21 protein-coding genes are annotated in these 23,077 nt (G+C 37.2%); 4 read left to right on the top strand and 17 right to left on the bottom strand.

Annotated features, from left to right (window positions below; genetic code table 11):
- The first annotated feature begins 10 nt into the window (after positions 1-10).
- Positions 11-1,087: an SGNH family hydrolase gene (locus tag ACFINO_RS04365; protein WP_375655124.1), complete on the top strand. Its 1,077-nt coding sequence runs from the start codon at positions 11-13 to the stop codon at positions 1,085-1,087.
- 163 nt (positions 1,088-1,250) lie between these two features.
- On the opposite strand, the gene ACFINO_RS04360 is transcribed toward ACFINO_RS04365, so the two are convergent.
- On the bottom strand, positions 1,251-3,275 hold the full coding sequence (locus ACFINO_RS04360) for a M3 family metallopeptidase (protein WP_375655123.1): 2,025 nt from the start codon (positions 3,273-3,275) through the stop codon (positions 1,251-1,253).
- Between the two features lie 549 nt (positions 3,276-3,824).
- Here ACFINO_RS04360 and mgtE point away from each other — a divergent pair.
- The 3 genes from mgtE to ppa all read left to right on the top strand — a co-directional run bounded on the left by mgtE (position 3,825) and on the right by ppa (position 8,903).
- A complete protein-coding gene (mgtE, locus tag ACFINO_RS04355; protein ID WP_375606748.1) occupies positions 3,825-5,201 on the top strand; it encodes a magnesium transporter in 1,377 nt (458 codons plus the stop codon).
- A 1,265-nt stretch (positions 5,202-6,466) separates the two neighbouring features.
- On the top strand, positions 6,467-8,293 hold the full coding sequence (gene typA, locus ACFINO_RS04350) for a translational GTPase TypA (protein WP_375633913.1): 1,827 nt from the start codon (positions 6,467-6,469) through the stop codon (positions 8,291-8,293).
- Positions 8,294-8,372: 79 nt separating this feature from the next.
- Positions 8,373-8,903, top strand: a complete 531-nt coding sequence (gene ppa / locus ACFINO_RS04345) for an inorganic diphosphatase (RefSeq protein ID WP_375633911.1) — start codon at positions 8,373-8,375, stop codon at positions 8,901-8,903.
- A gap of 53 nt (positions 8,904-8,956) precedes the next feature.
- Here ppa and ACFINO_RS04340 read toward each other — a convergent pair whose 3' ends face one another.
- The 16 genes from ACFINO_RS04340 to ACFINO_RS04265 all read right to left on the bottom strand — a co-directional run.
- On the bottom strand, positions 8,957-9,271 hold the full coding sequence (locus ACFINO_RS04340) for a DUF167 domain-containing protein (protein ID WP_375618079.1): 315 nt from the start codon (positions 9,269-9,271) through the stop codon (positions 8,957-8,959).
- A 22-nt stretch (positions 9,272-9,293) separates the two neighbouring features.
- Positions 9,294-9,587 carry a YggT family protein gene (locus tag ACFINO_RS04335; protein ID WP_375655122.1) on the bottom strand — a complete coding sequence of 98 codons (294 nt, stop codon included), beginning with the start codon at positions 9,585-9,587 and terminating at the stop codon, positions 9,294-9,296.
- Between the two features lie 326 nt (positions 9,588-9,913).
- On the bottom strand, positions 9,914-10,474 hold the full coding sequence (locus tag ACFINO_RS04330; protein WP_375618081.1) for an invasion associated locus B family protein: 561 nt from the start codon (positions 10,472-10,474) through the stop codon (positions 9,914-9,916).
- 99 nt (positions 10,475-10,573) lie between these two features.
- On the bottom strand, positions 10,574-11,101 hold the full coding sequence (locus ACFINO_RS04325; RefSeq protein WP_375611860.1) for an RNA pyrophosphohydrolase: 528 nt from the start codon (positions 11,099-11,101) through the stop codon (positions 10,574-10,576).
- Positions 11,102-11,140: 39 nt separating this feature from the next.
- Positions 11,141-12,451, bottom strand: a complete 1,311-nt coding sequence (locus ACFINO_RS04320) for a S41 family peptidase (RefSeq protein WP_273790634.1) — start codon at positions 12,449-12,451, stop codon at positions 11,141-11,143.
- A complete protein-coding gene (locus ACFINO_RS04315; protein ID WP_375655154.1) occupies positions 12,441-13,682 on the bottom strand; it encodes a murein hydrolase activator EnvC family protein in 1,242 nt (413 codons plus the stop codon). The genes ACFINO_RS04320 and ACFINO_RS04315 overlap by 11 nt, the downstream gene beginning before the upstream one ends.
- Positions 13,683-13,815: 133 nt before the next feature.
- Positions 13,816-14,298 carry a 23S rRNA (pseudouridine(1915)-N(3))-methyltransferase RlmH gene (rlmH, locus tag ACFINO_RS04310; protein WP_375633903.1) on the bottom strand — a complete coding sequence of 161 codons (483 nt, stop codon included), beginning with the start codon at positions 14,296-14,298 and terminating at the stop codon, positions 13,816-13,818.
- 1 nt (position 14,299) lies between these two features.
- Positions 14,300-14,686: a ribosome silencing factor gene (gene rsfS, locus ACFINO_RS04305; protein ID WP_375610572.1), complete on the bottom strand. Its 387-nt coding sequence runs from the start codon at positions 14,684-14,686 to the stop codon at positions 14,300-14,302.
- 111 nt (positions 14,687-14,797) lie between these two features.
- A complete protein-coding gene (locus ACFINO_RS04300) occupies positions 14,798-15,391 on the bottom strand; it encodes a nicotinate-nucleotide adenylyltransferase (protein WP_375633902.1) in 594 nt (197 codons plus the stop codon).
- A 29-nt stretch (positions 15,392-15,420) separates the two neighbouring features.
- Complete coding sequence (locus ACFINO_RS04295; RefSeq protein ID WP_375633900.1) at positions 15,421-16,677, bottom strand: glutamate-5-semialdehyde dehydrogenase; 1,257 nt, start codon at positions 16,675-16,677, stop codon at positions 15,421-15,423.
- A 45-nt stretch (positions 16,678-16,722) separates the two neighbouring features.
- Positions 16,723-17,862, bottom strand: coding sequence for a glutamate 5-kinase (proB, locus tag ACFINO_RS04290; RefSeq protein ID WP_375618086.1), 1,140 nt, complete (start codon positions 17,860-17,862; stop codon positions 16,723-16,725).
- Position 17,863: 1 nt separating this feature from the next.
- Positions 17,864-18,889 (bottom strand): GTPase ObgE, encoded by a 1,026-nt coding sequence (gene obgE / locus ACFINO_RS04285; protein ID WP_375618087.1) that lies wholly within the window; start codon positions 18,887-18,889, stop codon positions 17,864-17,866.
- Between the two features lie 160 nt (positions 18,890-19,049).
- The gene (locus tag ACFINO_RS04280) at positions 19,050-19,787 is read right to left on the bottom strand and encodes an RlmE family RNA methyltransferase (RefSeq protein ID WP_375655121.1); all 738 of its coding nucleotides are present in this window, start codon (positions 19,785-19,787) and stop codon (positions 19,050-19,052) included.
- Between the two features lie 29 nt (positions 19,788-19,816).
- Entirely contained in the window at positions 19,817-21,127 is a 1,311-nt protein-coding gene (locus ACFINO_RS04275; protein ID WP_375655120.1) for a Ppx/GppA phosphatase family protein, read from the bottom strand.
- Positions 21,128-22,036: 909 nt separating this feature from the next.
- On the bottom strand, positions 22,037-22,639 hold the full coding sequence (locus ACFINO_RS04270; RefSeq protein ID WP_375618090.1) for an invasion associated locus B family protein: 603 nt from the start codon (positions 22,637-22,639) through the stop codon (positions 22,037-22,039).
- On the bottom strand, positions 22,636-23,077 hold a 442-nt coding region (locus ACFINO_RS04265; protein WP_375655119.1), incomplete at its 5' end, for a YadA-like family protein. The genes ACFINO_RS04270 and ACFINO_RS04265, both read right to left, overlap by 4 nt.

Raw genomic sequence — 23,077 nt, 5'->3', positions numbered from 1 at the left:
GAATAAGGTCTTGTCTCTTTTGCGTCTGATATACTTGATATTCTTACTGTTTTCATTTTCTATTGTGGGGATCATACAACCATCCCCAAGTAAAGCAACGAACTTCTTCAAATGGTTGTCACAACATAACAAACAGACGCAACAACCACCGCAAATTATAGAACAAAAAATAAACAAGCCGCAAAAAAAGATCGTAACACAAAAAAACATACAAAAGCTAAAAAATGAGAACGCAAAGCGCATTCTTGTCATAGGAGATTTTACAGCTTCTGCTGTTGCCGATGCACTTAAGAAGTTTTTTATAGATAATAGTGATATCGTTATTATGAACAACACAATGCCAGCTTCCGGATTAGTTCGAACTGATTATTATTCTTGGCAAAGCAATATTTCTAAACTCATTAATCAAAATAACCCCGATGTCATTATCATGATGATCGGGGCCAATGATAATCAACCCATCATAGACTCTCATAGCACGATTAACACAGATCAATCAGAATGGATGCACATCTACAAACAAAGAATTATCGAAATTGCTGAAAGTCTTCATGCCTCTGGAAAATCATGGATATGGATAGGTCAACCTTCTTTTGGAAATGACCTTTTGACACAAAAAATGAAAATTTTTAATGCGCTCTACAAACAAGTAACAGAAACAGCAGGAGGATATTTTCTTGATATCTGGAGTGGCTTTAGTGATGAAGAAGGAAACTTTTCTTTTTCAGGCTATGATATTAATGGAAAAATGACCAAATTGCGCACCAATAATGGCATGCATTTCACTTCTGAAGGAAAGAAAAAACTTGCTGCTTATTTAGAAAAGCCATTGAAAAATATTTTAAATTTTCATGCCTTTTCTCATGAAAATTCTTACTCAACCGATCAAGTTATTAAAAAACTTATACAAGAATCAGACAATCAAGAGCGGAGTAAAATTATGCGTCAGCCTCCAATGAACCTCGATGATATGGTACAAAAAAACACTCACCTTTTAGGCAAACGAAAGTCAAGTTTTATAAAAAAATCATGGTTTCCACCAAATGGGCATCAAAAAGATCGAGCTGATAATTTTTCTTTCCCATAATGTCTATTTAAAATACAAAATTTATTTTCCTCTATAAACAAAAAGCGAATAAGATAAAAAACTCTGTTTACATAGCTATAATGAAGAGAAAATTTGCATAAATTGCAACTACATCTTTGCGAAGAATATGAAAACGGCATGGTTAGCACCATGCCGTTATATCTTATAGTCCACGTTTGTTAATCATTGCCTCTGGTAAAGGCATCCGTCCCCGAAAAGCTTTATAAAGCTCCTCTGGATCACGACTTCCCCCAGCAGAGTAAATAAAACGTTTCAACTTATTAGCAAGCTCTGAATTAAAAACATCTCCCGTTTCTTCAAAAGCCTGAAAAGCATCAGCATCAAGCACTTCTGACCACAGATAAGAATAGTAACCAGCGGCGTAACCATCCCCTGAAAATATATGCGTAAAATGTGGGGGACGATGACGCATAATAATTGTATCAGGCATTTGCAGCTTGTCTAATTCTTGGCGTTCAAACACTGTTGGATCAGTGACTTTTTCTCCTTGGTGAAAAGCCATATCCACGAGAGCTGATGAGATAAATTCAACCGCAGAAAATCCAGCATTAAATGTCTGTGCTGCTAAAACTTTATCTATCAACTCTTGTGGCATAGGAAGCCCTGTTTTTGCATGTATAGCATAAGATTTTAATACTTCTGGTACAGTTAACCAATGTTCATAAAGTTGAGAAGGCAGCTCAACAAAATCACGCGAAACCGATGTTCCCGATACAGATGGCCATACAACATCAGAAAGCAAACCATGCAATGCATGCCCAAACTCGTGAAAAAGCGTACGTGCATCATCAAGTGATAAAAGAGCAACCTCCCCTTTGGATGGTTTAGCAAAATTACAAACATTGTAGATAATAGGCTTTTGTCCACCTTCCAATTTATGTTGTGATTGCAAACTACTCATCCACGCACCAGACCGTTTTGAAGAACGTGCAAAATAATCACCAATGAAAAGCCCAAGTAAGCTTCCATCAGATTTTTTTACTTCCCATAAACGTGCATCAGGATGCCAAAGTGCAACAGCATTTTTTTCTTCAAATGTAATGCCAAAGAGTTTTTCTGCTACTCCAAAAGCCGCTTTAATCATATGATCAAGTTGAAAATAATATTTAATTTCAGCGCCATCAAAAGAAAACTTTTCAGTGCGAAGTTTTTCAGCATAATAACGCCAATCCGAAGCTGTTAAAGATTCATTGCTTCCCTGATTATTGGCAAAATTTTGTAATTCAATTTGCTCAGTAGAAGCTTTCGCTTTTGCTCGCTCCCATACAGGCATAAGCAAATCCATAACGGAATCAACACTTTTAGCCATAGTATTATCGAGTTTTAAATCCGCAAAAGATTTATATCCCAATAATTTAGCCTGCTCATCTCGAAGCGCAACAATCTCTACAATAATTGTTTTATTATCATTCTTGTTATTATTTTCACCACGTTTAGCCCAAGCTTGGAATGCAACCTCACGCAAATCACGACGATCAGAGAATTTTAAAAAAGGTTCAACAATCGAACGTGCTAGTGTTAATGCATACGCTTCTTCATTGCCTCTTTCACACGCAATTTCCTTCATTGAAGCAATGAGATCTTGCGGTAAACCAGATAAGTCTGTTTGTTTTAAAAACAGAATCCATTCAGCTTCATCATTTAAGACATTTTGTCCAAAAGTAGCATTTAAAAAAGCAAGTCTTTCATTAATTTCCAAAAGCCGTTTCTTAGCTTTTTCATCGAGTTTTGCCCCATGACAAACAAACTTTTTCCACCATAATTCAAGAACACGTGTTGTTTCACTCTCAAATGTGCCCAGCTGCGACTGTTTATAAAGCACATCTATTTTCGCAAATATCCGCGCATCCATCATCATTTTTGAAGAATAACGAGAAAGTTTTACAACGAACTCTTGCTCTAGCTGTTGAATTAATACATTCGTATGAGCACTGGTGCGTAAGAAAAATATTGAACAGACACAATCAAGCGCTTTGCCGCAAAGCTCAAAAGGCCGCAAAAAATTCTCAAGCGTTGGTGGTTCTTGCACCATCGCAATTGCCTCTAGTTCTTCTTCTGCTTCTTGAAGTGCCTGTTCAAAAGCGGGTTTAAAATCTTCATCACTTATAGAAGAAAAATCAGGAAGACCTAAAAATCCCTTCCAGTCCAGCACTGCTGCTTTTGTCATAATACTTTATGTCTCCATTATAAATTTAAACTGTAACAATTATCTTTACGACACAAATTGATAACATACTAAAACTATTTCGTGAGTTTCAAAACTACCTTTCAAAACGCTATTGAATAAAAAAACCTTAAAATCGTAAAGCTCTTCCATTTCAAACCATATTATATTGAAGCAATAAAGATTATTCGCTCGCACATCACAATAGAATTGCATATTAACAAAAACACTTGGAGAAAAGCATAATCTCCACTCTTTATAAAATATTGCTGTAGATTCTTTTGAAAATCGCAAACTGCATTAAAGAAATGATGGTAAAATCAGAACTGATTTTTACATTTACGTTTTTATATTATCCTCAAATTAAGCTGTATTCTCGTTTTAGTGATTCAGAAACTTGTTTATAACTTATAATTTACCCTTGACTTTACTTCAAATATTAACAATTGGGAATATAGCTGGGGAGTTTTTTAAATCTTCCATAAACTTTTGTTTTTATCTCATCTATTATCTAGATTTACAATTCTCCAACTCTTCAGGAGGTACTTTATCATGACTGAAATCAAAACGGCCTTCGACTTCAAAAATTTTTCTCCTGAAGCTCTCGCTGAAAAGTTAAAGAACCAGCATTTTGCAGACTCTATTGATATCATCAATGACCTCGATATCATGGAACGTGTAACTATTCTTAGTCTTCTGCCTCTTGATTATGTTATCGAACTTTTTGATAAACCAGAGCTTGAGCAACCTGCTGCCATCCTAGAACTTCTCCCTATAAATCGTGCTGTTGAAATTCTTGATGGCATGTCTGCTGATGCTGCTGCAGACGTCTTTCAAGAAATGGATAAAGAAACCCGCACACGACTTTATGCCTTGCTTAACCCCTTAACGCGCGCTGAACTTAAAAAACTCACCAGTTATCCTGATCATACAGCAGGAGCACTGATGACAACAGAGTTTATAGCCGTTCCTTCAAACTGGACCATACAAAAAACTTTGGATCACATTCGTGAGGTCGAGCGAACACGTGAAACAGTTTATACCAGCTATGTAATTGATCCTAAAACAGGTACTCTTCTCAAAGCTGTTTCCCTGCGTAACCTTATTCTTGCCTCACCTGATGAACAAATTCTTAATGTCCCTACCCATGACTCGCCCATTACAATATCACCCTTCACACATCATGAAGATATCGCACGCCTTTTCCAGCGCCATGATCTTCTCTCTGTGCCTGTAGTTGATGAAAGTAACCATGTCATTGGTATTGTAACCGTTGATGACGTGCTTGATACTATGGTCGATGAGATGAATGAAGATGCCTATAAATTTGGGGGTATGGAAGCGCTTAATAAGCCCTATATGCAAATTAAGTTTCCTGAAATGATGAAAAAACGTGGCGGATGGCTCGCTTTACTCTTTATCGGTGAAATGCTGACAGCAAGCGCTATGCAACATTTCGAAACAGAACTCGAAAAAGCGATTATTCTTACACTGTTCATACCTCTTATTATGAGCTCAGGAGGAAATTCCGGCTCACAGGCTACATCCCTTATTATCCGTGCATTGGCTTTACGTGAACTCACGTTGAAAGACTGGTGGAAAGTGATCATTCGTGAAATTCCAACAGGACTATCCCTTGGTCTCTTACTAGGAATTATTGGTGTTACGCGCATTGCTCTTTGGCAAAAACTGGGTATCTACGACTATGGCCAACATTGGATTGCTATTTCGACAACAGTGGGTACAGCTTTAGTTGGAATCGTTACCTTTGGTTCTCTTTCTGGATCTATGTTGCCTTTTATTCTTAAAGGTTTAAAATTTGATCCAGCAAGTGCTTCTGCTCCTTTTGTGGCAACTTTAGTAGATGTCATGGGCATTATAATCTACTTTTCTGTAGCTTCTCTCATTTTGTCAGGAACTCTTCTTTAAACATGTAAAGTAAAAACTCTTACTTATGGAAAAATCTTGTCATGTAACCTAAGATTCTTTCCATAAGAGAATAAGCTTTATTATTTATTTTCTAGCGCACCGCTCTATAGATAATTTATTATTTTTTTGAATAACAGCTCCGAATAACGTAATTTTACCTCATCATAAAGCTTCTCATATTAAATCGATTAAAGTCATCTTCTTGCCAGTCACAAACGAGATCGGTGTATGGCTAAAAACTATTCAAGAAAAAATAAAATACTTCTTATATCCTCTCTCTCGTATCAAAAACTGGCGCAATATTGACAGCTGAGAAAGAATAATAATGATGATACTCAACAGGCTTTATATTTCTTCACAAAGGCGTTAATAGTATACTATTCGCGTATGTTATATCATTTATGAGCCCTATCATGGAATGGATGTAGTGTACGTTAAGCAATCTCTCTTAAGTACATGAATATGCAACAAAAAGTATATTCTGTTTAAAGTGTTCTGTTTGGCATAAAAAGCATACTCCTATTAGAGAGTGCAATTAACAAAAGTGTAAGGCAATGCACTATCTCCATGGCTTAAAAGATATTACTTTAGATGCTTTTGAAATCATAAATTGGATTAACAGCAAAGATGGGAATTTTCTTTGAATGCCTTCATATTCTTTCTAAATAAGACTGTGTGCCGGGTTCATAAATAAATCAAACAGATATAACTCTTGCCCTAATCTGGCATACAAAAGCTAGAACTTCTTATAAAATTCTTAATCGTCTCAATATTTACCTCAAATACACGATTGCATTAGATCTGGATTTTGATTGACAAGTTATGGAATAAGACAAAGCTTTATTTAGAATAAAAATGTTGTACAGTTGTCAATAAATTGGCTATGGATTGAGAGATATTCCGGATTTTTATCAATCTCTTTGCAAAACAACAACAACAATACCGCTAGCTTTATACTTACTTACTCTTACAAGAATTCATATAAATTTCTTGTGTCATATTGATAAAAATCAAATTGACTGTGATTTTTGGGATAATTCTTAGCTCGAGAATAGAACATACGTACTATTAAAAACTTTTACGAAGCTTCAGAAATTGAAGCTCAATAGAGCCTTAAAGACTTGGATAAATAGTTTTGCCATAAAAATATTGCCTCCATCTTCCAAAATTATAAAAAAACATGTAAAAGGTTTTCTAATAGTCAGGCAAAGAATGTAAAGACTTTGCCTCAAATGAAATTTCATTAAACGAAAAGAAGAAAATTTATGCAATTGCGTAACATTGCCATCATTGCCCACGTTGACCATGGGAAAACAACGCTTGTAGACGGGCTTCTCAAGCAATCAGGAAACTTCCGTGATAATCAGCGTACAAGCGAACGTATGATGGATTCAAACGATATTGAGAAAGAACGCGGAATTACAATCCTAGCGAAAGTGACATCTGTTGTTTGGAAAGATACTCGAATTAATATTGTTGATACACCAGGACACGCCGACTTTGGTGGAGAAGTTGAACGCATCCTAAATATGGTTGATGGAGCCATTGTACTTGTTGATGCTGCTGAAGGACCAATGCCACAAACAAAATTTGTCGTTGGCAAAGCATTGAAAGTGGGATTGCGCCCTATTGTTGCTATTAATAAAATTGACCGGCCGGATGCACGCGTTGATGAAGTCATTAATGAGGTTTTTGACCTTTTCGCTGCTCTTGATGCAACCGATGAACAGCTTGATTTTCCTATTCTTTATGGATCTGGACGCGATGGATGGATGGCTGAAGCCCCTGAAGGACCAAAAGATCAGGGATTAGGTCCTTTATTTGATCTTGTGACGCAGCATGTCCCTTCTCCTAGTGTAGCAGAAGGACCGTTTCGCATGATTGGAACTATTCTTGAAGCGGATCCGTTTTTGGGACGAATTATTACAGGACGGATTCATTCTGGCTCTTTGAAACCCAATCAAAATGTCAAGGTTCTTGGACAAGATGGAAAACTTTTAGAAACTGGGCGTATTTCAAAAATTTTAGCATTTCGTGGCTTAGAACGGCAACCTATTGAAGAAGGAAGTGCTGGTGATATTGTTGCGATTGCAGGTCTACAAAAAGGTACCGTTGCTGATACTTTCTGTGACCCTACTGTCAATGAACCCCTTACTGCCCAACCAATTGATCCTCCTACTGTTACTATGAGTTTTCTCGTCAACGATAGTCCCCTTGCTGGAACTGAAGGCGATAAAGTAACTAGTCGTGTCATTCGTGACCGATTGTTAAAAGAAGCAGAAGGCAATGTCGCTCTTAAAATTGAAGAATCAGCCGATAAAGATTCTTTCTACGTTTCAGGACGAGGAGAATTACAGCTTGCAGTTCTTATTGAAAATATGCGCCGTGAAGGATTTGAGCTTAGTGTTTCACGTCCACGTGTTGTTATGCAAAAAGATGAAAATGGAATAACTCTTGAGCCAATCGAAGAAGTTGTTATCGATGTTGATGAAGAATATTCCGGTACTGTTGTACAAAAAATGTCTGAACGTAAAGGCGAAATGGTGGAGTTACGTCCTTCTGGAGGTAATCGTGTCCGCCTTGTCTTTTATGCACCAACCCGAGGACTCATTGGTTATCAATCTGAACTTTTAACGGACACACGTGGTACAGCAATTATGAATCGCCTTTTCCATGCTTATGAACCTTATAAAGGAGACATTGCTGGTCGTGTTAATGGTGTTATGATTTCAAATGACAACGGTGAATCTGTCGCTTATGCTCTTTTTAATCTTGAAGATCGTGGACCTATGATCATCGATGCGGGTGTGAAAGTCTATCAAGGTATGATTATTGGCATCCACTCACGAGATAATGACTTAGAAGTTAATGTGTTAAAAGGGAAAAAACTCACCAATATGCGCGCTTCCGGAAAAGATGAAGCCGTAAAGCTAACGCCTCCCATTAAAATGACGTTAGAACGCGCCTTATCGTGGATACAAGATGATGAACTTGTGGAAGTAACCCCTAAAAATATTCGTCTCCGCAAACTCTATCTTGATCCTAATGAACGTAAACGTTTTGAAAAAGCACGTGCATCAATTTCAAGTTAATTTCATAATCTCTTTGGTAAAATATTTATAAAATATTTAATTGTATTGAGCCTCACTATATTCCAGAAAGGATGTCTCTATGAATATTAAGGAAATACCCGTAGGCAAAAATCCACCAGAAGATATTAACGTTATTGTGGAAGTCTCCCTTGGTGGTCAACCAATAAAATATGAGATGGATAAAAAGTCGGGTGCATTATTTGTTGACCGTTTTCTTCATACATCAATGGTTTATCCTGGAAATTACGGTTTTGTCCCTCATACGCTTTCAGATGATGGTGATCCTATTGATGTTCTTATCTGTAATACCCGTCCACTTATGCCTGGTTGTGTTATCAATGTTCGCCCCATCGGAGCTCTAATGATGGAAGATGATGGTGGTAAAGATGAAAAAATTATTGCCATTCCCACTACAAAATTAACAAAACGCTATATCAATATTCATGACTATACAGATCTGCCCGAGATTACACTCAAACAAATTGAACATTTCTTCAAGCATTACAAAGATCTGGAACCTGGAAAATGGGCTAAAATTGAAGGATGGCGTGATAAAAACTTTGCTCATGAATTAATTAAGCAAGCTGTTGAGCGCAATAAAAAAGTATAACGATTTTAATAAAATAAAGCCTATAAAAAAATAGGCTTTGTTATTTATTTTTTCTACGAGATGTAATCTCTAAAGGATTGCCATATCTGCTTTAGCTCTTCTAAATGTGTTGAAAAGTAAAGTTGTTTGTAGCGAGATATTGCGCCGCTTTTCAGAGAAATAGAAGAAGATGGGATTTTCCACTGCTTCGCAAGAAATTTAATGAGAGCTTTATTCGCTTTTCCATCTTCAGGAACAGCCCGAAGGCGTATAACCAGATATTGTTTTTCACCATCCCTACATTCAACCCCTATTATTTTGTCAACGGATGATTTAGGAATGAGATATACAAACAAAATCAAGTTATTTTCATCAACTTGATAAAACATGTATTCGCCTCAAGTAATATTTCTATAAATACATGTTTGCGTAAACGCGCCACATGAAAGTACGAATAAAATAAATAATAATAAAAACTATAATAGGTGAAATATCAATTGTTCCAAAATTTGGTAAAATTTGCCGGATACGGCTTAGAATGGGATTTGTAAGACGATATAGAAAGATTCCTATCAAAACAACAAAGCGATTGCGCGAATTTATGATATTAAAGACATAAAGCCAAGAAAAAATGACACTAGCGATTAAAATATCAATATAAATCTCAAAAATCAAATCAATCGTTCGAAGCAATGCATAAATCATGCGTCATCCCTTTCAATCAAGGAAACAGAAGAGCGTATAGAAAACCTTCATTAAAGCAGGTCTGTGTATCAAAAAATGGTTTTATATTTCAATACTCTTTTTTCTTGAATAAAAACCAGACATCTAAATTCTTCATCTCTCTATTTAATGACGATGCAGTTAGAAAACAAATATCAAAATTAAAAATAGCACATAAAATAGAAGAAACAGCAAAAAATCTGAATATCCCTTATAGGATTAATCTTAAATCTCATCGTTTTAATTATTAATTATAAAAAACAAACAAACTAAAAACGGCCTTTTAAAGGCCGCTTTTAGTTTTAAAATTATTTCTGCAAAGCAGTCAAACGATTAAGAGCACTACTAAAACCATCTAGCTGAACAAATAAATCATTCAAAGCTGGTTCACCTGCAGCAGCAATTGTCATCGCCAACTTTAACTTTTTTCCAGAACGTAAAGCTGCTACGTGATTTTTGTCAAAAACGACAGGAACCACACAACCTGCTGGTACACAAGTCCGAATACCGGTTTCGATAACAGCTTTTCCCTCATCAACTTGTAAACGAACAGGCTTAGAAACCAAAATGCCAAAAGGAACTGTTAAATTACCAGATACAACACTCTCAGCATCGAGAGTAAGTCCCATAGCCACAACAACACGCCCCTGCTCATTCACTTCTTGACGGTGCATAAAACAAATTCTTTTCCCTTCTTGTATACCACAGTTAATAGTCCACAAACCGTAGGTTTCAGTCAAAGAAGAAGCTCCATTTGGCAATGCCGCTGCCGCATCTTTTGATGCAGGAGGCTTTGAACTTGTTGCAAATGCAACAGATGAAATACTCAAGAGAGTAAAAACTATAAGTAAATTAAATAACTTTTTCATTTTATATTCCTGTTCTTTACATAAAAGATAAACATGTTTATTATTTATTATAATATAAAGCATCTTAATAAAAAAAGCTTTCTCATAATCATATAGCTTTTATAATGGTCTAAGGCTACCTCGAAATTCGCTGACAACTTTCGTATAAACGTGCTTTTTAAAAGAAACAGCAATCAACGGAAGGGTTTCTAGATCAATCCATTTCCATTGATCGAATTCCGCTTTATTGCCATCTGGTGGCGGATTAATCGCAATTTCAGAAAGCTTTCCTGTAAACTGGAAAGCAAACCATTTTTGTATTTGCCCACGATATTTATTTGTTAATGTGCACCCAATAAGTTCTTGTGGAAAATCATAATGGAACCAATTTTGTGCTTCTTTAATCAACTTTACAGATCGAATACCCGTTTCTTCATAAAGTTCACGATATGCCGCATCTAATGGTTTTTCATCTTCATCAATCCCTCCTTGAGGAAGCTGCCAACGATGAGATATGTCAATATCTGCATCTGCATGAATGGGCATCATTAAACGACGCCCAACCCACACTTTCCCCTCATGATTAAAGACAACAATCCCAACACATTTGCGATATGGAAGAATCTTCAAATTAATATCTGCATCCATTTAATATTCCTCAAAATCGCAAGCTATAGATATCAATTCTCACTTTAACACATCCTTGTTGGGATCTGGTGGAAATGCTGCATTTGCCATTTCACCTCGTAACAGTTTATAGGCCTCATTCAATTGAATATCATCTTTAGGGTCTTTGGGAACAAAAGCAGCTGAACCAGATCCTTTATTACTTTCTCGTTTTCCTTTGATATGTCCTTTTAATGCAGACTCACCAACTTTTACATCATAACCTTTATATTTTTCAGGAAGTGGTTGCTCTACAATAATATCAGGCGTAATCCCTGTTCCTTGAATAGAAGTGCCTGATGGCGTGTAATAAAGTGCTGTTGTTAAGCGTAAAGCCCCATTTTCACCCAAAGGAATAATTGTTTGAACAGATCCTTTACCAAAAGACTGCGTCCCTAAAATTGTTGCACGACGATGATCTTGCAATGCACCCGCAACAATTTCAGAAGCACTTGCTGAACCACCATTAATAAGAACAATGAGCGGTTTTCCATTGATGACATCACCTGGCTTCGCATCAAATCTTGTCACATCACTCTTTTTGCGCCCACGAGTCGACACAATTTCACCTTTATTGAGAAAAGCACTCGAAACATTAACAGCTTGATCTAAAAGCCCACCCGGATTAAGCCGCAAATCAAGGACGTAACCTTTTAGCTTATCTTCAGGAATTTTAGATTGGATATCTTTAATTGCCGCTAGAAGATTATTTAATGTCTGTTCAGAAAACTGGATAACTCTTAAATATCCAATATCACCCTCAACCCGATATTTCACCGCTTTTACTTTGATAATATCACGAACAATCTTCACTTCAAATGGCTTATCAACGCCAGAACGAATAATTGTTAAGGTAATTGGTGTTCCAGGAGCACCTCGCATCTTATTAACAGCTTCATTCAATGTTTGACCATTCGTTTGTACATCATCAATTTTTGAAATAAGGTCTCCTGCTAGAATACCTGCTTTTGAAGCGGGAGTATCATCCATTGGTGAAACAACTTTAATTAAGTTTTTTTCCATAGTGACCTCAATACCAAGACCTCCGAACTCTCCTTTCGTAGAATCCCGCATATCCTTGGCTTCTTCAGCATTCAAATAAGATGAATGAGGGTCCAGTGATGTGAGCATGCCATTGATAGCATTTTCAATAAGCTTTTTATCATCTGGAACTGTAACGTATTGCATACGCACACGCTCAAAAACATCGCCAAATATAGCTAGCTTTTTATATGCATTATCTTCATTATTCGCAGCAACAGACTGCACCATAATCATTGAACAGGCGCCGAGCAATACCCCAGCGACCAAAAGAATAACTTTACGAATCATTTTGGCTCCTTCTTATTTTTTCAGTCTGCCACCAAGGAGTTGGATTTACAGGTTTTCCCTGCTTTCTAAACTCAATGTAAAGCATTGGAGAAGTTTTTCCTATATCCAATGCAACACTGTTTGAAATAAATTGCATCTCCATTATACCCAGAGGCTCACCTGAAAGAACAAACTGCCCCTGTTTTACATTAATTCTCGACATTCCAGTAAGAATGATATGATAACCATTTCCAACATTGAGAATGATTAAATGTCCGTAAGAACGAAATGGCCCAGCAAAAGCAACAAAAGCATCCACAGGTGAAATAACAACAGCTCCTGACTCTGTTTCTATCGTTTCACCAAAGCGCGTAATCTGCGAACTTTTGTTAGAGTGATGTATTCTTTTTCCTGAAACAGGAAAAAGTAAAGAACCTTTTCGGCTTTCAAAATTGGACTGTTCTAACAATTGTAAACTTTTCCGTACCTGTACTGATGCATCAGAGCTAAGTTTTGACTGACGATCGAGCTCTAAAATCAATTCTTCCAAAGACTGCGCTTTTTTAGCAAGAGCAATATTTTTTTGTTGCTGTTCTGTAAGTTCTTTTTCTGATTTTTTTTGTAGTTTGTTTTTTTGGTCTAATAAAAGCTCTAGACGTTTTCGCTGCTCTGCTTGATTTTGCAGTTTTGTCTTTAATGCCGTATATTCCGTAGTAATGGAATTACTCAAATTGGTCAACTCCTTGAGTTCCCCTTTTAAATCTCGTGTTTTCTCTTGCATCTGAGGAATAACAGTACCTAATAAAACAGAACTACGTATAGAAGCCAACGCGTCCTCTGGCTGCATCATAAGAGCAGGAGGCGGATTCAATCCCATACGTTCCAAAATTGCAAGAACTTCCGCAAATTCAGCACGACGATTTTTTAAACTTTGATAGACTTGTACCCGCTTTTCTATCATTTTTTTAAGCTTTTCTTCCCTTTTAGCAATATCATCTGCTACTATACGTTCTTCTTTAGCCGCCTTTATGAGTGCATCACTCAAAACACGTTGATCTTTTTTCAAATGCTCAACTTGATGCATAAGAAAAGTAACACGCTCACGCGAAAATGAAATATTTTGGCGAATTTCTCCCAATTCTTTATGTACTTCCGTACTCCTCATTTCTTCCGCATGCGATACAGAAAAGCAAAAAAACATACTCAAGAGCAGAATGACAAATATGACGCACTCCTCATATAAATATAGCATCTTTCTATGAAGAAGCTTTTTCATTTGCAAAAACCATGACACCTCATCGTATACATTAGAGATGCTTTAAATGGTGTCAGCTAAAACAATATTAATAAACATATAAATAAGTGCTAAAAATTGAACAAAAATATTAAAAACGATGATACGGATGATTATTTTCAATTGTTACAGCGCGGTAAAGTTGTTCTGTAAGAAGAATACGTGCAATTTGATGTGGCCACGTCATCAAACCAAAAGATAAAAGAAAATCAGCACGCTTCCTTATTTGTTCATTATGCCCATCAGGTCCTCCCAAAGCGATGACGACATCTCGAATGCCCTCATCACGATAACACCTCAATTTTTCAGAAAAAGAAGTTGAAGAAATCGATTCTCCACGCTCATCTAACACAATTAATCGACATTTTTCAGGTAAAAATTCAATAAGTTTTCTCCCCTCTTCATCCATACGTTGACAAACTGTTTGAGCACGACTTTCTGGTATCTCTTGTAACTTTTTTAAATGCAAGCCTACATCTCCAGAAATTTTAGAAAAACGATCCAAATAATGCTGAACTAATTTTTGCTCCGCCCCACTTTTCATACGACCAACCGCAAAAACAGAAATTTGCATTTTAATGATCTCCGAAGAGAAGCAAAGCCGTATCGTTTAAATCCGGCGTCATCCATATTTTTTCTAAATTATAAAAAAGACGAATTTCTGGACGAAAAAGATGAATGATAATATCACCTGTATCAATCAATACCCAGTCACCTCCAGCAAGCCCTTCTACACGCGCAAGCCCCTGCCCACTATCTTTCCAAGTATGTAATAAATGATCAGCAACAGACGATACATGACGCTGCGAATTTGCTGAAGCTATGACCATATAATCAGCCAAAGATGACTTCCCTCGAATATCAATAGCAACAATATCTTCTGCTTTTGTATCTTCTAAACTCTTGAGAATAACTTCAAGACTCTCACTCACAGAAAAAACTTTTTTTTCTTTTGAAGGCATAATATTGTAAGAGTGTTTGTGTGCAACGTTTTTCAGATCAATATCCTTTCTTATCGTTGTGGAATCTAAAAAAGAGACTTCTCTAAAGAGAAGCAGAATCTTATGAAATGTTCAAGAAAAATCATTCTTCTTCAAACGAAGGTTTGTTGAAGACTGAAAAGATAAAGGTCCATGCAAATAAGTCCAAACTGGTGGCTTGATAAAAGGTAATCGCTTACTTTCTCTCTCATCCAAACGAAAACGGCGATAAATATGTGCCATAGGAGAAGAAAGTGCTGACCGATTTCCTAAAGGACGATCAATAATCGCAATAGGAAGCATAGAGACGATATCATGCCATCGATACCAATGATGTATCGTCGCAAAACTATCTGCCCCCATAATCCATACAAAATTTACGCCACTGTAATGGGTAAGAATATGAAAAATCGTATCTACTGATACTTTGCTCCCTATAGCCTGTTCAAAACCTGTTAAGCAAATTTTTGGATGGTCAATAAGTTTAAAACTTAATTGCATTCTCTCCTCTAAAGAGAGCAACTGTGTACAATCCTTTAAAGGATTTCCTGGAGTGATCATCCACCATAACTGATCAAGATGCAAACGCCGAATGGCAATTTTTGCAACAAGAAGATGCCCCGCATGCGGTGGATTAAAGGAACCACCAAAAAGACCCACAACATTAGATCTTTCAACATGTGGCATACAATTTTTCCATGGAAAAAATAATGTTCTCAAGCTCTAACCTGACCATTTCCTTTAACGTGATATTGAAATGATGTTAGCTGTTCAACACCTATGGGACCACGTGCATGCATTTTTCCTGTTGCGATACCAATTTCCATTCCAAAACCAAATTCACCTCCATCAGCAAATTGTGTAGATGCATTGTGCAGCAAAATAGCTGAATCTAAATGATTAAAAAAATTCTTCACCACTTCCAAATCCTCAGCAATAATCGATTCCGTATGTCCTGATGAATAACGCTTGATATGAGCAATGGCTCCTTCAACACCCTCAACTGTTTTAACAGAAAGAATAGCATCAAGATATTCATGCGACCAATCTTCTTCAGAAGCTAATTTGACATCTGGTATAAGAAAAACAATATCTTCTGTGGCGCGAATTTCACATCCCTTCTCCTGTAAAGCAGTTAAAACAGGAAGAAACTTTTTTAATGCTTGGCTGTCAATGAGAACTGTCTCAACAGCACCGCATATCCCTGTTCGCCGCAGCTTTGCATTTAAAACAATATTGCGTGCCATATCTAAATCTGCCGATTTATCAATATAAATATGACAAAGTCCCTCCAAATGAGCAAAAATTGGAACACGTGCATCAGACTGAACGCGGGCAACAAGGCTCTTTCCACCACGTGGTACGATCACATCAATCGCTCCATCCAATCCTTTGAGCATTTCCCCAACGGCAGCACGATCTGTCGTTCCAACCATTTGGATAGCATCTTTGGGTAAACCAGAGCGCTCTAAACCTTGTACCAAAGCTAAATGAAGAGCATGAGAAGAATGAAAGCTATCCGAACCACCGCGCAAAATCGCAGCATTACCTGCTTTTAAGCACAAAGAACTCGCATCAACTGTAACATTGGGACGACTTTCATAAATAATGCCAATCACACCAAGAGGTGTTCGTACACGACTTATATGAAGCCCATTTGGACGTTTCCACGCACTCATAACCTGTCCAACAGGATCAGATAAACGAGCAACTTGACGAACACTGTCTATCATTGCACGTAAACGCAAGTCATCTAATTTTAGCCGATCAATCATTGCAGCTTTCAAATTATTCTGAGCAGCATTCTCTAAATCTTGACAATTCGCCCGTAAAATTTTATCTGACTGAGCCTCTAGACTTAAAGCGATCATTTCTAATGCATTATTCTTTTGCTCAGAAGAAGCAACGGCCAACGCTGCAGCGGCATAGCGTGCTTTTTGTCCCATATCTTTCATTTGTTCTTCTAAAGTCATCGTATTATCCACTCTGCGAAAACAATAAAAACAAAAGTAACTTTTTTAAACAGAATTGATCAAGCAACGTACAATCATATCATTACGATGCACCATAGCAGAGCGCGCCTCATACCCAAGAATAGCTTCAATTTCTTCACTTTTATGTCCTATAATGCGTACAGCCTCATCTTTGTCATAGCTTACAAGTCCACGCGCAATCTCAACCCCATCTGTACCAACAATTGCAACCGTATCCCCACGCTGGAAATTTCCCTCAACGCCAATAACCCCTGCGGCTAATAACGATTTTCCTGTTTCAAGAGCCCTAATGGCTCCTTGATCAATCGTCAAAACACCAGATGGATCTAAATGACCAGAAATCCATGTTTTCCAAGCATTGACAGATTTCTTACTTGCCGCAAAAAAACTCTTGCGTTCACCTTTGTCAATTGCAGCAAGAGGATTCATACGCTTGCCTGAGGTGATAATCATCGCCGTTCCAGCAGCATTAGCTATTTTTCCGGCTTCAAGCTTAGTCTTCATTCCTCCCCGTGAAAACTCTGAAGCAGCAACATCTGCCATTTTTTCGATATCATGCGTAATGGATGCAACAAAAGGTATAAATTCAGCCGTAGGATCACTATGGGGAGACTTTGTATAAAGACCATCAATATCAGATAAAAGTATTAAAAGATCTGCCCCCATCATTGTTGCCACACGTGCAGCTAAACGATCATTATCACCATAACGAATTTCATTTGTCGCAACAGTATCATTCTCATTAATAACAGGTACTGCTCTAAAACGTAAAAGTACATTAATCGTTGCACGTGCATTGAGATAACGCCTTCGCTCTTCCGTATCAAATAAAGTGAGCAAAATTTGGCCTGTTTTGAGCCCATGTTGAGCAAGCGCATCACCATAGGTTTTAGCTAACTCAATTTGCCCCAAAGCAGCACATGCCTGACTTTCTTCCAATTTCAAAGCCCCCTTAGGAAGCTGTAGCAATGTCCTTCCTAAAGCAATAGCGCCTGAAGACACCAACAATATCTCTACGCCTTTTTTGTGCAATTCAACAACATCACTAATCAAGCTGTTAAGCCATTCAACCCGTAAACCTGCCTGAGGATCAACCAAAAGGGCAGATCCAATCTTGACCACAATACGTTTATAGTGTGTAAGTTTTTGCGATCCAACAGCCATCTCAATCAACCTTGCTATCCCCACTAATCTCCTCTTTGCGTGACATTTCAATAATATGTGCACCAGCACGCAGCACATTTTCTAAACCTTCGCGGCTAACCGCAGAAAACATCATAACAGGTTGATCCGCAGCTCTTTGCAAAGCTTCCTGTTTCGTTTTACGCTCTTCAATCGTTAGCGTATCTATCTGGCTTAAAGCGACAATTTCAGTCTTATCACTTAGATTATTTCCGTAAGACTCCAGTTCATGACGCACAATTTGATATGCTTTTGCAACATCTTCTTCTTGAGCAGAAATCAAATGAAGGAGGACACGACAACGTTCCACATGTCCTAAAAAACGGTCTCCAATTCCCACCCCTTCATGGGCTCCTTCGATTAACCCCGGAATATCAGCCAAAACAAATTCACGACCATCAATTCGTACAACACCAAGATGAGGATGTAGAGTAGTAAAAGGATAATCTGCAACTTTTGGCTTTGCCGCCGTTACAGAAGCTAAAAAAGTTGATTTTCCGGCATTTGGTAAACCAACAAGCCCCGCATCAGCAATTAACTTCAAACGAAGCCATATTGCACGCTCTTCTCCAGCCAAACCTGGATTTGCACGACGCGGTGCCCGATTTGTCGATGTTGTAAAGTGAAGATTGCCAAAACCGCCATTCCCTCCTTTTGCAAGGCGATAGCGCTGTCCCACTTCCGTTAAATCACATATTAACGTTGTATTATCTTCTTCAAAAATTTGCGTCCCAACCGGAACTTTAAGGATGACATCATCACCCTTCTCACCCGTCATATTACGCCCCTTGCCATGTCCCCCTGTTTTTGCTTTAAAATGCTGTTGGTAGCGATAATCAATCAGCGTGTTAAGCCCATCAACAACAAGAGCCCAGACATCACCACCCCGTCCTCCATTCCCTCCATCAGTCCCCCCAAATTCTATGAATTTTTCACGGCGAAATGATACTGCTCCAGAACCTCCATTACCAGAACGAATATAAACTTTAGCTTGATCAAGAAATTTCATTGGAAACACTCACTGAGGAATCAATCTCTCTACCTCTATAGGCAATACATTAATTTTACCAGTTTTTCATCATTGATAACAGAAAAACTGTCGCTATCGCTGATAACTCTTTGAGAAAAAAATCATCACATTTAAATAGGTTAAGTAAAGTTAAGTCTTCTTAAAAGAAGGTGCTATTCTTGTATTTTTTTCCCTTAAATTCAAGCGCTAGAAGATAAAGCTCTACTGATTCTGATCGGCTTGCGGGTGGTTTAACATGGTAGACTTTTTTAAAATGCTGTTTTAATCTTGCAAGAAGAGTGTTTTCTGCTCCCCCTTGAAAAGCCTTTACTAAAAAATATCCCCCAGGCTTGAGAACCGAAAGAGCAAAATCAGCCGCAACTTCACATAAATAAATCGTTCTTAAATGATCCGTCTGACGATGACCTGTTGTTGGCGCTGCCATATCAGAAAGAACCACATCCGGTTTTGTCCCTAAAGTTTCAATTAATTTCTGCTGTGCATCTGTATGCAAAAAATCCATTTCCAACATGGCAACTCTAGGTAATGGATCAACATGTAAATAATCAATACCAACAACGCTAGGATCTTCATCACTTGACCCTACTATACGCTCAGCCACCTGACACCAACCCCCAGGTGCTGCTCCTAGATCAATAACCTTTTGACCTTTTTTCAAAAACCTATAGCACTCATTAATTTCAATGAGTTTATAAGCCGCACGCGAACGATAACCATCTACTTTTGATTGATGGACATAAGGATCATTCAGGTGCCTCTCTAACCATCGTCGTGATGAAGCTTTAATGGTTCCTGCTTTCTTTTTTACGCGCTGATATAATTCATGTGACCCTGAGCCTCCATAGCCACCTCTCGGTGTTTTTGTTATTTTTTTCATCGTTATTCATTGTCTCCATATTTAATTCTCTAACGCTTGAAATCTCTGCTCTTTCTATGACGACACCATACTCCATCGCGTAACATCAGCTCTATCAAAATTCCTTCCCTTAATCCACGATCAGCAACTCTTAAACGCTGACTTGGCCAAACTTCCCGAATAACATCTAAAATTGCACAACCAGCTAAAACTAAATCTGCTCTCTCGCGTCCAATAAAAGGACTTATGACACGTTTTTCTATATCCCATGATAATAGGCGTTGTGTCATAAGTGTAATGTCTGCATCATTCATCCAAATGCCATCCACTTTTTTCCTATCATAACGCTCTAAATTAAGATACATTCCTGCTAAAGTCGTAACCGTACCGGAGGTTCCCAAAAGATGAAACTTCGAACCTTGTGCTAACTTTCCTAATTTATGACGATCTGAAAAATTATTTAATAACCCTCGCACATAACTTTTCATTTTTTCAAAATCGTCTAAGCTAATATCATTCCCTCCAAAACGTTCAGCAAGCGTAACAACACCAACAGGAAGAGAAGTCCAAGCGATAATTTGTCGAGCTAAACGAAAAGAACGCTTTTGAGAAACATCAAGTAGCACAATTTCTGATGATCCTCCTCCAATATCAAAAAGCACAATTGCGTCAGTATTTGGTTCAACAAGTGTACTACACCCTGTAACAGCAAAACGCGCTTCTGTTTGCCGATCAACAATTTCCAATTCAAGACCTGTCTCCTCCAAAACACGCTGAATAAAATGTCTACCATTTTCTGCAGAACGACAAGCTTCCGTTGCAATCAAGCGATAACGCTTAATATGCCTTTGTTTTAGCTTTAAATGACAAATCTTTAATGCTTCAATCGCACGATCCATAGCTTGTGTATTAAGAAAACCGTTATTTATTAAACCTTCTCCCAATCGTACAATACGAGAAAAAGCATCAACAACACGAAAATATCCAGGTTTACTGGGAGATGCGATAAGAAGACGACAATTATTTGTTCCGAGATCAAGTGCCGCATAAAGAGGTGGAGATTTTACTGGATGGAACCGTCGAAGAAAAGGTGTTTTGAGTTTTTTTGTTTTTTGAGCACCTATCATTATCTGACTATGAAACTCAAAAGCTGCCTCAGATTGAACAAAAATCTGTTTCTGTTCATAATGTTTTTTTCTCTGTTGTCTCTTTATATCAACAAGGATAGAGTATGCCTCTGTTCGTGACAATGCAGAATGATTATTTGTATTACTACCGCACTGATCATACAACTGATCTGCTTTGGTACCGTATATTTCTCCTCGCTTCAACTCTTTTGAACTATAATTTAACGGGGTCATTTCCCTTATCCCTTGAGCGTTCCCCCCAATAAATAAACGCGAAAACTCTTCTGCTCATTTCTAAATAAAGCAATAATGCAGCATCAAATGATAAATACAAGAAATCACTCTTTCTTTTCCTATCATTAAAATTTTCTACACTAGCATCATTCAGATTTTTGTATAATCTTTCGGTTGTTTCCGTAAAATCATGTTTCTCTTTATGAACTTAAAACTATAAATTAATCGTTTACGTTCACATCAATTTTTATAAATTATGCTCTTTTCTTTATACCATTTACACGGAGCACACCTCTATTGTAACAAACCTACACTATCATACTATTTACTGACTCTTAAGGTTACAACAACCTATATATTAGTACGGTTTATAAGAAAAATTTTTTTAATCTCGTTATCCACACACGAGCCTCGTTTGTTATATGCAATGAAATGGCTTTGATTATGCTGAAATAAAAGTTCTGTTGTACCACAAAATGCAATTACAATAGCTGTTATTTTATGAATACCAATAAAAACTATCGTTCAAAAAAATCTCTAGAATTATAAATTTATCTGAAAAATATTAATGCATAATCAGACCGCTTTAAAAATCCATTTGAAGCTTAAAAAAAGAATTTAGTCTACTCATTATTGTAAGGAATAAATCGAGTATTTCTAATCTTTTTTACTTTTAATAAATAACGAAATAACTCTTTAAGCTTTATGGAAAATACTAACTTGATTTTCTATTACATATAAAGAACCTATTGTATCTTTACATTCATAAAACTCTCACTCTTTCCAATAAGTCACCTCGATATCATATTATATAAAAATTCTTACTTATTTGACCTTATAATTTACACTCAAAAATATAATACAACGATTTATGAAAAAATGAATCTTATTAAAAAGACTCGATGGATTCTAAGGACGTAAAGAATTAAGTGCCGCATTTAACCCTTTAAATGGTACAGTAAAAGAAAATACCTTTCCTTCTTTAATTTTATAGGAAATACGTACCTTATTGTTCTGCTCTATTTGTCTAGTCAAAACCGGACCTACAGGTGATTGTGCCAAACAAACCGTTTCATTACATTGCGTATAATGAATAAGAACAGGTTTTTTGACATCTTTTACAAACATTTGAATCGGAACATTTGTATCAGAATTTGGCAATGTTCGAAAAAGCATCACTGCTTGACCACTTGTCGTAGAAACAAGAGACCAACTAAAAATGGTATTTCCTTCTTGATCATGAACCGTCTGTGTCACATTACATATACCTTGCTTATGTTTCAGCTTTTGTTTTTCATCACAAATCAAAGTCCAGTCATAAAACTGCATAATAATTCGACGTGTTTCGCCAGGTTCTCCCTTGGGTATCGATAAGTGCGGTGGATGCACTGTATAAATATTATTGTTCTCGTTGGCAAAGCTTTCGCTCTTGCCTATTAAGGCAAGAGCAAACAGAACCTTTACTAACATACTTCTCGTTTTTACAATAACAGCCATTTTTTCTATTATCATCTCAACCTCAGAGTAATTCCAGCGCCTATTCCCCAATGACCTCCAGCACTTGTCACAGATACATTCGAGCGAATATTTCCATCTTCAGATGTATAACCAGCACCAATAGCAAATGCAGATTGACTGCGCCATAAACCACTCCCAAATGAAACACTTAAAGATCCTGGTATATCATAGTAACGTAAGTTGGACACCGCTAGACCAATAGCAGCAGCTTGTCTTGCTTCCTTGCGAACATCCTCAATAGCATAATTCAATGTCTCAAACTTCATATCCGTATAGGATTTCGACTCGTTAACAGCATCATTGACAAGACCACTAACTTTCTCATCCGTATACTTATTGGCATCTTCAAGAACTATCTTCATCTGCTCTTCAGTATAATCATGCAACTGACCACCATTAACAGCTTGCTGAGAACCTGTTTCAATCTTTCCA

It is taken from the genome of Bartonella sp. AA83SXKL (assembly GCF_042196965.1).
Lineage (GTDB): Bacteria > Pseudomonadota > Alphaproteobacteria > Rhizobiales > Rhizobiaceae > Bartonella.
The sequence above is the reverse complement of the archived record's forward strand: the minus strand, read 5'-3'. Positions and strand labels throughout refer to the sequence as shown.

Coding starts and splice junctions, on each gene's coding strand:
- ACFINO_RS04315 (WP_375655154.1), bottom strand. CDS start 13,682: ATGCTATATTTATATGAGGAGTGCGTCATATTTGTCATTCTGCTCTTG.
- ACFINO_RS04325 (WP_375611860.1), bottom strand. CDS start 11,101: ATGGATGCAGATATTAATTTGAAGATTCTTCCATATCGCAAATGTGTT.
- ACFINO_RS04275 (WP_375655120.1), bottom strand. CDS start 21,127: ATGACCCCGTTAAATTATAGTTCAAAAGAGTTGAAGCGAGGAGAAATA.
- obgE (WP_375618087.1), bottom strand. CDS start 18,889: ATGAAATTTCTTGATCAAGCTAAAGTTTATATTCGTTCTGGTAATGGA.
- ACFINO_RS04280 (WP_375655121.1), bottom strand. CDS start 19,787: ATGAAAAAAATAACAAAAACACCGAGAGGTGGCTATGGAGGCTCAGGG.
- ACFINO_RS04330 (WP_375618081.1), bottom strand. CDS start 10,474: ATGAAAAAGTTATTTAATTTACTTATAGTTTTTACTCTCTTGAGTATT.
- ACFINO_RS04340 (WP_375618079.1), bottom strand. CDS start 9,271: ATGTTTTATCAAGTTGATGAAAATAACTTGATTTTGTTTGTATATCTC.
- ACFINO_RS04335 (WP_375655122.1), bottom strand. CDS start 9,587: ATGATTTATGCATTGCTTCGAACGATTGATTTGATTTTTGAGATTTAT.
- ACFINO_RS04295 (WP_375633900.1), bottom strand. CDS start 16,677: ATGACTTTAGAAGAACAAATGAAAGATATGGGACAAAAAGCACGCTAT.
- ACFINO_RS04270 (WP_375618090.1), bottom strand. CDS start 22,639: ATGATAATAGAAAAAATGGCTGTTATTGTAAAAACGAGAAGTATGTTA.
- rsfS (WP_375610572.1), bottom strand. CDS start 14,686: ATGCCTTCAAAAGAAAAAAAAGTTTTTTCTGTGAGTGAGAGTCTTGAA.
- mgtE (WP_375606748.1), top strand. CDS start 3,825: ATGACTGAAATCAAAACGGCCTTCGACTTCAAAAATTTTTCTCCTGAA.
- ACFINO_RS04300 (WP_375633902.1), bottom strand. CDS start 15,391: ATGCCACATGTTGAAAGATCTAATGTTGTGGGTCTTTTTGGTGGTTCC.
- typA (WP_375633913.1), top strand. CDS start 6,467: ATGCAATTGCGTAACATTGCCATCATTGCCCACGTTGACCATGGGAAA.
- ppa (WP_375633911.1), top strand. CDS start 8,373: ATGAATATTAAGGAAATACCCGTAGGCAAAAATCCACCAGAAGATATT.
- rlmH (WP_375633903.1), bottom strand. CDS start 14,298: ATGCAAATTTCTGTTTTTGCGGTTGGTCGTATGAAAAGTGGGGCGGAG.
- ACFINO_RS04360 (WP_375655123.1), bottom strand. CDS start 3,275: ATGACAAAAGCAGCAGTGCTGGACTGGAAGGGATTTTTAGGTCTTCCT.
- ACFINO_RS04320 (WP_273790634.1), bottom strand. CDS start 12,451: ATGATTCGTAAAGTTATTCTTTTGGTCGCTGGGGTATTGCTCGGCGCC.
- proB (WP_375618086.1), bottom strand. CDS start 17,862: ATGGCTGTTGGATCGCAAAAACTTACACACTATAAACGTATTGTGGTC.